The 12,153-nt window shown below is 41.9% G+C and carries 9 protein-coding genes; 4 read left to right on the top strand and 5 right to left on the bottom strand.

What is annotated here, in order from left to right; all coding sequences use genetic code 11:
* Window positions 1-7 precede the first annotated feature (7 nt).
* Entirely contained in the window at window positions 8-400 is a 393-nt protein-coding gene (locus HUZ36_RS02955) for an HIT domain-containing protein (RefSeq protein ID WP_176031946.1), read from the top strand.
* A gap of 128 nt (window positions 401-528) precedes the next feature.
* Here HUZ36_RS02955 and HUZ36_RS02950 read toward each other — a convergent pair whose 3' ends face one another.
* Both HUZ36_RS02950 and HUZ36_RS02945 read right to left on the bottom strand, forming a co-directional pair.
* Window positions 529-924: a hypothetical protein gene (locus tag HUZ36_RS02950; RefSeq protein ID WP_176031945.1), complete on the bottom strand. Its 396-nt coding sequence runs from the start codon at window positions 922-924 to the stop codon at window positions 529-531.
* Window positions 925-1,294: 370 nt separating this feature from the next.
* Entirely contained in the window at window positions 1,295-2,995 is a 1,701-nt protein-coding gene (locus HUZ36_RS02945; RefSeq protein WP_176031944.1) for a dipeptidyl-peptidase 3 family protein, read from the bottom strand.
* A 668-nt stretch (window positions 2,996-3,663) separates the two neighbouring features.
* On the opposite strand from HUZ36_RS02945, the gene HUZ36_RS02940 reads away from it, so the two are divergent.
* Entirely contained in the window at window positions 3,664-4,503 is an 840-nt protein-coding gene (locus HUZ36_RS02940) for an HDOD domain-containing protein (RefSeq protein WP_125250909.1), read from the top strand.
* A 50-nt stretch (window positions 4,504-4,553) separates the two neighbouring features.
* Here the strand turns inward: HUZ36_RS02940 and HUZ36_RS02935 are convergent, their stop codons facing one another.
* From HUZ36_RS02935 to HUZ36_RS02925, 3 genes are all read right to left on the bottom strand, one after another.
* On the bottom strand, window positions 4,554-5,447 hold the full coding sequence (locus HUZ36_RS02935; protein WP_125250908.1) for an EamA family transporter: 894 nt from the start codon (window positions 5,445-5,447) through the stop codon (window positions 4,554-4,556).
* Window positions 5,448-5,799: 352 nt separating this feature from the next.
* Window positions 5,800-6,714, bottom strand: a complete 915-nt coding sequence (gene rdgC, locus HUZ36_RS02930; protein ID WP_125250907.1) for a recombination-associated protein RdgC — start codon at window positions 6,712-6,714, stop codon at window positions 5,800-5,802.
* A gap of 459 nt (window positions 6,715-7,173) precedes the next feature.
* Entirely contained in the window at window positions 7,174-8,934 is a 1,761-nt protein-coding gene (locus HUZ36_RS02925; RefSeq protein WP_147389355.1) for a sensor histidine kinase, read from the bottom strand.
* 193 nt (window positions 8,935-9,127) lie between these two features.
* Between HUZ36_RS02925 and HUZ36_RS02920 the strand changes: the two genes are divergently transcribed.
* Both HUZ36_RS02920 and thrA read left to right on the top strand, forming a co-directional pair.
* On the top strand, window positions 9,128-9,493 hold the full coding sequence (locus tag HUZ36_RS02920; protein ID WP_125250979.1) for a response regulator: 366 nt from the start codon (window positions 9,128-9,130) through the stop codon (window positions 9,491-9,493).
* Window positions 9,494-9,733: 240 nt separating this feature from the next.
* Window positions 9,734-12,148, top strand: a complete 2,415-nt coding sequence (gene thrA / locus HUZ36_RS02915) for a bifunctional aspartate kinase/homoserine dehydrogenase I (RefSeq protein WP_147389358.1) — start codon at window positions 9,734-9,736, stop codon at window positions 12,146-12,148.
* Window positions 12,149-12,153 lie beyond the last annotated feature (5 nt).

Below are 12,153 nucleotides of genomic sequence, written 5' to 3'. Positions count from 1 at the left end.
GTGCATTATGATGTTTGAATTAGCGAAAGAATTACAGCGAGACTGTATTCTAATGGCAGAATGGCCGCTTTGTACTGTATTATTGATGAATGACTCACAATATCCTTGGTTTATCTTAGTGCCAAGAGTAGCGGGAGCAAAAGAAATTATTGATTTACCTGAGCCACAGCAAATCCAGTTTTGGCAAGAGTCGGCCAAGCTGAGTCGTTTGTTACAAGACACCTTTACGCCAGATAAATTGAATGTAGCAGCGCTTGGTAATATGGTGCCGCAATTACATGTGCACCACATCGCACGATTTAAAACTGATATTGCTTGGCCGAAACCTGTTTGGGGGCTGTTTTCTGCAAAGCCTTATGAAGATAAAGAAATTGCAAAAATAAAAGCAAATTTTGTGTAGATATTTACTCCGTGATAGCTACCCCATAGCGTTAATGAATCATTGAGGCGAGGTTACCACTTGCGGTGGTGTACGTTACGAATACCGAAATAATTAATTCAATAGGTACTCAATATTGCGCAGGTCACTTAAGCCTGCCTATCAATTAGTTGGGTTTCACGAGTTTTTAAAAATGCTATCGCTTTTTCTTGGTACTCTCGAAGGAAGGGTTCGGAAGTGATTTTGGCTACTGTTTGTTGTTTTTGCTGGGCGATGCCATGTGAACCATGAAATGCGCGATAATTTTCTTGCTCCATCTTGGCTGTTCTCTCTACACTTTCGGCAAAAAAATCGCTGATCTCTATCTTATCATCAGCGCGGTAATCAAGCTCAGAAAAGTCAGTATTATCTAGTGCTCCTTTAACGCCCATCACATCATCCCAAAAAGTGTCACGCAAGCTACCCGAATATCCGCTAGCGCGAGCCATATCCGATTCTAAAGTTCGAATAGCATCGATAATACCGGTAAATTCGTTAATAGACATGTTATCAAAGTCGAAGCCATCGGGATTTAGTAGCGCACTGTGTGGTGAGCTGTTACGCGTATCACCAATATACGCCGCGATAGTTGTTGATTCGTCGGGCTGTTGTTGTAAGTCATCTCTCTTGGGGTTGTCTGCTTAAGATGGTGTTTTCACAGGTGTGAAAATCAGTGAGTCAGAGTGGATACGAAAATTCATTGTTATAAAAACTCCTTTTTGTTTCAACACAATGTTTAATATGTATCGGCCTTGCTTTTGATTTACCTTAGGTGATTTCGCGACTTTTATTCAACCAGTTGTGTGATGCGGTAAGTCATGCCATAGGCTTTCAGCTTGTCGCTTCAGTCACTATGGCATGGTGTTCTAGTTCGTACTAGAGTCCAAGTACTTGTTTACCTTGCTTAAAGGTAACATCAACAGGAATGTTTGCTTCAGAGAGCTTATCTAGGTCTTTTTGTAGTTCCGCTTTGATATCGCCGTGCGTTGCGATTAGTTGATCGACTTTTTGATAGTCACCGTCACCTTGTAGCGTTAGGATAAGGTTAGACAGTTTCTCCATCGCTGCGCCCATCTTCTCCATATTCACTTGATATAAGCCGTCCGTGTTTTTAGAGAATGCGCCTTCTTGCTTAAAGAAGTTAAATCGGATCATATTCGCCTTACCGTGTGCACTAGATGCACCAAAGCGTACTGAGCGGAAGATCCCCGCCATAAAGGTGATGTAATAATCCTCAAGCGTACCTTCGGTGATCTCGCCTTTTTTAAGTAGTTGCTCAACCATGTATAGGCCTAGGATATCGGCTTTACCTTCTTCAAGCGCACTGGCGTGTTCTTGTAGTGACTGACGAACAGTACCTTTACCCGTAATAGTATTTTTAATGCCTAGGCCATGGGCCACCTCATGGAACATGGTATTAGCAAAGAAAGCATCAAAGGTGATGTGCTTACGTTGCTCAGGGACAATAAGTTGATCTGCGATTGGGACTAAGATCTTGTCGAATTTTGCACGCATTGCGTTTTTAAGTTGCAGGCGACGGGTACCTTTTTGTAGTTGTACTTCCTCGTCATTTGGCAGGTTAATCGCAATGGTTTTACTACCTGCGTTTGAATGACCGGCATAATAAATGACGTCATATGCGTTTAGGTCGGCATCAGAGCCTGGCACTTCTTGCTTGTATTTATCCTCAACAGGTAAGCCTGTTTGAAGCTCAGGTAAGAAAGCGGCAAACTTAGCGAGGCGTTCACTCCACGCCAAGTCTTTAACCAGAACGTAAGATTCAAAAGCGGTGCGGTAGCCAAATAGTTGATCTTCATAGGTTTCGATCGGGCCGATTACCACATCAATTGGATTATTTTTCATGTCCATCCACGCAAAATCAGATGCTTGATAGCTGTTGTTCACCAAGGCATCTGCACGTAGGTTTAAGTAATGCGCAAACTCTTTGTCTTGTGCCAGTTTACTTGCTTGGCGTAATAGCGCTGCGGCTTGGTCTAGCTCGGCTTTGTAGGCTGAAGAGTAGGGGATACTGTATAGCTTTCCATTTTCATCGCGTCGAATAAGAGAATAAAGTCCTGTTTTGTCTTTTACTTCAGCGTTGTTTAGCTCATCCTTAGTGATGTCGCTTGGGTAAAACTCCGCGCCAAGCGCTTTATCTTCAAAACCAGAAAGAAAAACTTGGTCGCCGTTCAAACGATCCCAAGGCCCATAGTTGATGTCGGCGAACTGACGCACTTTTTCATCTGAGATTTTGCCTAGGAAGGTTGTTTTGTCTTCGCCAAATGCTTGCTGCCAAAATAAATTATCCATAATAACGGAAGCGTCGATAAGTAAAGCCAGCATTTTTTTCTGGTTATCACTTAGGTGACCTAGGTCTGTTTCTAGCGTTACTGGGGTATAAATATTTAGTCGGTCTTGAGACGCATTCACAAGCTTGTAGCCTGATTGTTTGTTATCAGCTTGGGCTTGCTCAGTTTGTGCACTAGGTTTTTCAGAAGAGGTTGATGGCTCAGAGCAGCCAGTGAGGGTGAGACCTGTTGCAAGCGCGATTGCAACTGAAATCGTAGAGTGTTTCATAATGCTCCCTTGTTGTCTGTGTTCTTGGGTCTGTTGACCTTTGCTGTTTGACTTTTGTTTTCCTGAGTATGTTTTGATCGCGACGCTCGGCTTTCAGCCCAGTGAGCTAGGCAAAAGTTGAGCAACAATGAGCAAGTCGCACTTAGGTGAACCCCTAGAGCAGCGTTTGGTTGGCATTTCTACAAAGTCTTTATCGTCTGACTGACATAGAGTAACTATGCTACGTAGACTCTGCCTTGTATAAATACCAATCAAACTACTCCAAAAACAAACTTAAAAGATAAACAGATCCTGATTATGTTGAGATTACCCTACACGATTTTGTATTACTGTGCCTAGTTAACCTAAATTGATATGTGGTATTCAAGTCGCAGTTAATGTGAAGGGTTACCATTTATGCCCAGATGTGGGCTTTTTCCAATATTTTTATGTTAAAGCTAGCCGCAAAGTACGGTATACCTTGAATTCTAACTTGCTAATTATTGGGGGTATATAAATAAAATATTATTTTCCTAGATTTTCTTAACTTTATCCGAAAGTTAGACAATACTTATGTCATAGATACTAAAAATCAGCAGTGTGACCACCAGCAAGCGCAGTGCCTACTTTTATTATAAACTTACGTTTGCAGTCGGGTCTTTTATTCAGTTATTAAGGGATTTGGTTTCATGTCTACAGAAAATGCTTTGCTCACGATTCTAACTGATAGGATCAATAACGATACCTTGGTATTGCCGACATTACCTGAAATCGCAGTGCGTGTAAGGCAAGCGGCAGACGACCCTGAAATTAACCTGATGCAGATGTCAGACGTTATTTCTCATGACCCAGCCCTCGCTGCGCGTATGATTAAAGTTGCTAACAGCGCTTTTATGGGGCGTTCGGTTAAGGTCAATACCTTAAACCAAGCGGTAACGCGAATTGGTCTAAGACAAATCAAGAATATTGCAACTGCGATGGCCATGGAGCAGCTATTTGTCTCTAATAATAAGCTCATAAAAACATACATGGACAAAGCTTGGCAGAAGACGTTAAAAGTCGCTTGCCAAGCGATAACAACGATGGATTTTTATCTTCGCGTCAATAAGCACACTTCGCTCAACAGAGATACAATCACGTTAGCTTCTTTGGTGTTTAATATCGGTGTTTTGCCTATTTTGACAGAGGCCGAGCGTCACCCCGAAGTGTTTGCCAATCCAAGCTTTTTGGCCCATGCCATCCAGAAATTAGGTGGCAAAATTGGGGGAGCGATAATGCGTGAGTGGGAATTTACCGACGAGTTCGTTGAAGTCGCAGAAAGCTGGGCAAATCCAAATTACCGACCAGAACATGTCTGTTATGTCGACTTTATTCGTGTGGGTGCAATCGTAGAAGGTATTTTACAGGTGTCTGATAAGTCTGCAGCATTAAAACAATATGAAGAAAAAGGAATAATTAAGGAAGTGAGTATGTTTGCCGATGACACTTATTTAAGTGTGCTCGAAGATGTCAAAACAATGTTTGCTTAGCTCCTTTTGCTTCTCGTGAATACAAAGGCCTCTGTCGAGGTCTTTGGCGTTTAGGGCAAAACATCGGCTCGGGGCTTGCTAAATATTTTGCTTATCCGAGCACCTGTAACAGAAATCGTTAAGCCACATAAAATAAAACCACCCCCAATAGCTTCCATTAGCATCAACTGCTCATTAAGTAATAAGGCTGAACCTATAATGCCGACAATAGGGATTAATAAGGCAAAAGGCGTTACTGCTGCAGCCTTGTGATTTTTAAGTAGCCAACCCCATATTGCGAATGCAATCAGTGTTGAGATATAACCCACATAGGCAATGGATAACCAAGACTGTGTTGTGGTGTTCAGTAGTAAGGTCAATGGAGAGTCTGTTTCAATAAAATAAGACAGTGTAAAAAGTGGCAATGGCGGCACTAGACTTACCCAAACAATAAAATGGAGTAAATTAACGTTTTGCAGGCGCTTCATGATGAGGTTTGAAAACGACCAAAATAATGCCGCGAACAGAATGAGCACCGCGCCCAATATTGTCGTTGACCCAGACGAGTTGATAAAAAACAAACTAAACCCAAACGTTGCGATGCTGATCCCCACCACTTGAAAGCGATTCATGGTTTCCTTTAACAACAAAACACTTAGCAAAATCGTGAAAATAACTTGGGCTTGAAGCAGCAAAGAAGCAATGCCAGCTGACGCATTTGATTCCATCGCAATAAACAGCAAGCTAAACTTAAGCACACCTAAAAATAGCCCAACACTGAGTACGTTCCATATCGACGTTTTAGGAAAAGGAATAAAGAATACTGCAGGGATCGCGACTACCAAAAAACGCAAGCCTGAGAATAAAATAGGAGGCAGCTCTGCTAGGCCAAATTTAATGACCGAAAAGTTAAGCCCCCAAATTATCACTACTATTAAAGCCAATGAAATGCTTTTTACATTCACGCGCGTCAAACTCCGTTTAATTGTACTTATTACTGCTTCGGGTATCGGACTACTGATGTAAATTGTCTTCAAGGCCTGAAATTCAGGTTAGCAAAGCGTTACTGCCAAAGCCGAGCTCCTATCATGCCATTGAAGAGTAAATAAAGCGCTACAAATGCGTTGGTTAGTGCAAATAAGGTGGCCAGCCAGTAACTAAACGCTTGCATTTGAGAGCGTGCCGTCCGTTCGCTATTGGCGTAAAGTAACCTTGTGAAGATAGAGTATTGAACTGGATAAAGAAAAATTGATAGCCATATCCGCTATCAATTTTTCGTATCCAAAGCTCAACAAGCTCTAGATGATGACTCTAAAATTAAGACTCTAGGCCTTCGTCGTCACCAAGACCTTTGGTTAGGTCTTCTAACAACTCTTTGATTTCTTCTGATACCAAAATAAAGTCAGCATCCAGTTTAACGGCTAGATCTTCTTTTGGAATATCCGCATTTTGGTCTTTAAGTGCCTCTGCATAGCTTAAACGTTTTAATGTACCGTCGTTTTGTAAGACGAATTTCACACGCTCACGCCAATCTAATGCGAGTTTAGTTACACGTTTACCGTTTTCTAAATGCGTTTTGATTTCATCTGATGAAAGGTCATGTTGTTTTAACTTGACTTGAGCGCCGTTGTCGTCAGGCTCTTGCAACTCAGCATCGGTGCCTATTGCAAAGCCTTCGGGCGCGGTAAATTCGGTTAGCCAGTGTGTTAGCTGTAAGTCTAAATCATAGTTCGCAAACGCTGGTACAACAGGGAGTGTGCCTAGAGACTTACGTAGCAGCGCAAGTAGCTCTTCTGCTTTGTTGAAGCTGGCGCTATTTACAATCACCCAACCTGATTTTTGGTCGATAAAAGCAAACTGTAAGCTAGATTTTTTGAACGCTTGAGGTAATAACGTAGCAAGAATATTTTCTTTGATGTCGTCTTTTTCTTTTTTCTTTACTGGACGATTTTCTTGCTGTTCTATTTGCTCAATTTTTTCTGCAACCATTTCATTGACAACGGCTGCTGGTAGCACTTTTTCTTCACGCTTAGCACAGACTAAAATGCTGTCTTGTGAAAAATGCGAAAGCATCTGGCCATGTTTACCAAAAGCTTTTGTCCAGCCAAAAGTTGTCATATCTTGGCTGCCACATGGGCGGAAAATATCCTGCTCTAGCGCTTTTTCAAAGTCCTCTTGTGTGTAGTTGACATCTTGTTTGAATTTATAGCAGATTAAGTTACTGAACCACATAGAATTAAGCTCATTTGGAATTAAATTGCGCTCATCATAGCAAAAAGGCGTAAGCTTGTATTCCAGAAGATATTCGCTAATCAATTCATATAATACCAATCTGACTTAATACTTGCTCAATTTGAAGGAGTGAATCTGACGCTAACAGCGTTAAAAATTTCTTATTTAGAACAACTAAATAGCAAAATTTTTGCCTTGCCTACACGAATGTGGGTACTGTGGCGATAGCAGGACGCGGTAGCGGGGTTATTGACAAAATTTTCTCGCCTCAAAATAGACCACTTACATTAAGGTAATTGGTATAAGTCGAAATCATTTACCTTAAAATCTTTTTTTACGTTGGTTTGTTTGGTATTTGTACAAGGGGATAGTGTACATTTCTGCGAGGCTCTAAAAAAACAAAACTGGTGGCAGCCGTTCAACTGTTGTACCTGCTTGGCAAGGGCCAAAAACCAATGGCTAGTGGAACATAGCCATTGGTTTTTGAAGATCTTTGGGAAAGCTAATATAGTAAGTCAAGCCTTTTCCTTCTTCGCTTGTTACTTCAATATCGCCATTCAATGTTTGTTTCACCAAGTTTAAGGTAATATGTGTGCCCAATCCGCTACCGCCTTGATCACGTTTGGTAGTGAAAAATGGGTCAAACAGGCGCTCAAGTTGTGCTTTTGTCACGCCCTTACCATCATCTTGATAAACAATATTAACAGCACCATTATCTTCGGTGATTTTTATATCGATATTACCTTTATCTTGATTCTCAAAGCCATGGATCAGCGAATTCATAATAAGGTTAGTAAAAATTTGGCTAATTGCGCCAGCTGGTAAGTTAAGCGTCATGTCCTCTGGACATTCGATATTGACCTGGTGATGTGTTTTTTTCAGTTTTGGGTGCAAAGAACGAATAACCTCACCAAGGTATTGCTTCATATTAATCGTTCTTATCGCTTCACTGGCTTGGTCAACGGCAATTTGTTTAAAGCTTGCAACGAGCTCAGATGCCCTATCTAAATTGGTGGTAAGCAGGCTAGCGCTCTGTTTGGCTTCGCTAATAAATTCCTCTAATGCTTTAGGAGAAAGGGTCTTGGCATTATAAGCAGACTCTAGCTGATCCAATCGCTCTTGTAGAAACGAGGTGGCAGTAACGCCTATTCCCACTGGGGTGTTGATGTCGTGAGTAATACCCGCGACAAGTCCACCAAGCGCGGCCATTTTTTCCGAACCCACTAAGCGCTCTTGCGCCATGTTTAGCTCATCAACATATTTTTCGAGCTCTTTTTGTTTCGTTAACAGCTCTTCTTCTGTTTGCTTTCTAAGATCAATTTCTTCGGTCAGTGTTAGCTTTTGTTTTTCTAACTCGTATTTTTGTTGTTGTAAATCCATCATCGCTTGGCTGAGATTAGAAGTTTTACGCGCGACCTCTTGTTCAAGCTGGATGTTGTGTTGATCTAGCTTTTCATTACTAATGATGAGCTCTTTTTGTGTTTGGTCTAATTTTTTACGGTATTCAGAAATTTTATCGATCAACTTGTTAAACGCTTCTTCCATTATCTTTAATTCGTTACGCTCCTTCGTTCCAATGTCTATTCTATGGCCATCAACATTGTCTATTTCGAACTCTTCTATCTGTTCGGTAAGTTCACTCAGCGGCTCAGTCAGCAGCTTTCTAAATGCAATTAAGAACAAAATAATCAAAAAGGTGGTTTTAATCATGGCGTTACCGATTAAGAAGTAAATCGATATCATGATCCTACTAAGCACGACTTCTCGGCTTGAAAATAACGTCACATCTCCAACCTGTGTAGCGCGACCTGAAAACTCGAATATCAGCGGAAAGGTGTAACCGAATAGACCTGACGGTGTGTCCTCAATTATTGCTTCTTCTTGAACAAGCTGTTGACTGTAAAGCTCGTGAATATCCAGCGAACGTCCAAGCTGAGAAATAATTTCACCACTGTCATCACGTACAATGATCCCTTCAATCATGGGAATTGCCAGCAAGCCTTCAGCTGTGGTGACTGTCTGTTTGGTGTTGAGTTCCCAAATAGCGCGCGTCAGGCTCCTACTGAATGTTTTTTGTAACATCGTCAGCTCATTACGAATATAGTCTTTTGTGTTGACGTATTCAGCAATCACTTGACCGCATGTGACGACAAAGGTTAGAAGGAAGTAAACCGACAACACATTAGTGAGCAATTTTTTTGAGAGGCTTTTTTGCAGCATGAATTAAGCTGAGCTCCTACGGTTAGTTCATCGCCTTTGTATAATCTGCCTTTAAAGTTAGCCAATAAATGGTTAAAAATAAATAAATATCTTAATTAAATATGTTTTTTAGCGCCTTACTAAGCAAAGTTTAATGTGTTATAAGTTAGTGTTATCCAATGACCGTTTTATTAAGTACAAGACTGGCCACTTTATGAGTTATTCCGTCTTAGTTTGCGATGATTCGGCTGTAGCCCGAAAGCAAGTAATAAAACACTTGCAGAGCAATTTAGATATCGTGTTGCACCAAGCAAAGGATGGCCAACAAGCAATGGAGATACTGCAAGCACAACAAATCGATTTGTTGTGTCTTGATCTGACCATGCCAATATTAGACGGCATTGGTGTGCTTGAAGCAATAAAAACCAATAAAATTGAATGTTATGTAGTGGTAATTTCAGCCGATATTCAGGCGCAAATGAAAGAAAGAGTTGCAAGCTTGGGCGCGCTGGGGTTTCTAGAAAAGCCAGCCAAAGCTGAACAGCTTTTGGAACTATTGCATAAATTTGGGATAAGATAACTTATCTATGCAGATTACAAATGCCACTATTAGAAATTTGCATAATCTATTTTGCTATTTCGTATTGACAGTATGACTACACTTCAGGCAATCTAATTTTATGAAAACGAATATCATCACTACGACCATTATTACAACCACCATCCTAACTGGATAGTGGCATAGGTCAGTGCGAGTTTAAAAAAGGCCTGTGTTCACTAAGAACACAGGCTTTTTTTGTTTTTGGAATGAGGAAAAATGATGCGAGTACTAAAGTTTGGAGGGTCTTCCCTCAAAGATTTTGCCTGTTTACAAAGAGTAAGACAGCTCATTAAAGATCATGGGCAACAACAAGCACTCGTCGTGCTTTCCGCCCCTGGTGGCATGACAGATCAATTAGTTGAGCTTGCTGAATTAGCAGGGCAAGGAGTTGAATTTGACACTCAATGGCAGTCATTTGCATCTCGTAGCCAAGGCTTACACGATGAAGTACAAGCTGTGTACGGTAGTGTTTCGGGCTGGCCTGACTTTGAATTACTGAAGAATAAACTAGATGGTGCAAAGCTACTGGGGCACTGCCCAAGTCAAGCCAGAGCTTATGTCATTAGCTTTGGTGAGCGGATAAGTGTCGCGCTAATGGATACCATGCTGCAATCCGATGCGGTTTCGTTAAGTGCTGAAGCGTGCGTAAAAACACAAGGCGGATACCTTGATGCGGAAGTTGACCTTAGGTTGAGTAAATTATGTTTTGCAGAGATGGTTCGTGCCAACGCATCGCGTTTTTATATTATGGCGGGTTTCACAGGCAGTAATGAAGCGGGTGAGCTGACAACGCTTGGTCGTAATGGTTCTGACTATTCTGCGGCAGTTGCAGCAGCTTGTCTTGAAGCCGAAATCTGCCAAATCTGGACTGATGTTGATGGTGTTTATAGTGCCGATCCTCGTCTTATTAAAAAGGCAACTAAAGTTGATGTGCTGTCTTATAAAGAAGCAATGGAATTGTCTTATTTTGGCGCTAAAGTGCTGCACCCAAAAACCATTTTACCTTGCGCCAAAGCGGATGTGCCGTGCGAAATTAAAAATACTCATGACCCAGAAGTGCCCGGCTCACTGATTTGTGCACAAGGTGGTGGCGAGGCTCCAGTAAAAGCGCTTTCGAGTCTAGACAAACTGGCTATGTTAACTGTGGCAGGGCCTGGAATGAAAGGCAAGGTAGGCATGGCTGCCCGGGTTTTTTCTGCACTGGCAGCAGACAATGTCTCTATCGTACTGATTACACAATCTTCTTGTGAATTTAGTATTAGTTTTTGTGTCCATGAGCAAGACCTAAGTCTCGCGCTGGCTGCGCTGGAACAGGCATTTGAGCTTGAAACCCAAGCTGGGTTAATCGACCCAATTGAAGTGCAGCGTAATCTTGCTATCGTTACTTTGGTTGGCGACAACATGAGAGCGCACAAAGGTCTTGCTGCCAAATTCTTTGCTTCGCTCGCTCAAGCCCAGGTGAATATTGTTGCCATCGCGCAGGACTCAACAGAAAGTTCAATTTCGGCGGTGGTTGATGGTGAGCTTTGCCAAGATGCAGTAAAGGTGTGTCACGAAAACTTCTTCACGCACGTACCTTCCATTGATGTTTTCTTGATTGGCTGTGGTTTAGTGGGTCAAGAATTAATGAAGCAATTTCATAAACAGCAAGCATGGCTCGAAAAGCGTAATATTCGCTTGAATCTCTATGGTATTGCCAACTCGAGTAAATGTTATTTAGACCCTGAAGGTGTGCCATTTGATAACTGGGAATTGGCACTTGAAAAAGCTGAATCGGGTTTTGATTTACAACACGTTAGCCAGTTTGTTAAGCAAAACCATTTAATAAACCCTGTGATTGTCGATTGTAGTGCTGCCCAATTTGTCGCAGACAACTATTTAAACTTTCTAAATGCTGGGTTTCATGTCGTTGCGGCTAACAAAAAAGCAAATACAGGCAGTTATGAGTATTATCAGTCGCTGCAACAAGCTGCACAAGCTAAGCGCCGTCACTTTTTATATGAAACTAACGTTGGAGCAGGTCTACCTGTACTAGACAACCTTAAATTGCTGTTTGGCGCAGGAGATGAACTGCTGTCATTCAGTGGTATTTTGTCTGGCTCGCTGTCATATATTTTCGGCGTATTATCAGATGGTTTATCGCTATCGGAAGCAACAGAGAAAGCCAAACAAAATGGCTTTACAGAGCCTGATCCACGCGATGATTTATCTGGAACGGATGTCGCGCGTAAGCTGCTCATCATTGCCCGCGAATCGGGATTGCCATTGGAACTGGACGATATTGAAGTTGAGTCAGTGTTGCCTGAAGGGTTTGCAGAGGGTGCCAGTGTTGATGAATTTATGGCGCAATTACCTCAATTAGATGACGCATTTTCAGCCCGTATAACAGCGGCAAAAGCACAAGACCAAGTGCTACGCTATGTTGGTTCAATTGTTGATGGCAAATGCCGCGTTGGTATTGAAGCCGTAGATAAGGAGCACGCTTTGTATGATATTCGTGATGGTGAAAACGCACTCGCAATCTTAAGCCAGTACTATCAGCCAAAACCTTTTGTGATCAGAGGGTATGGCGCCGGTGCGGAAGTGACCTCTGCTGGCGTGTTTACAGATATTCTAAAAACGCTGTCGAGGTAGGGGTA

Source organism: Pseudoalteromonas sp. McH1-7 (assembly GCF_013366255.1).
Taxonomy (GTDB): Bacteria; Pseudomonadota; Gammaproteobacteria; order Enterobacterales; family Alteromonadaceae; genus Pseudoalteromonas; species Pseudoalteromonas peptidolytica.
Note: the sequence above shows the minus strand (reverse complement) of the source record. Positions and strands in the feature narration are given on the sequence as shown.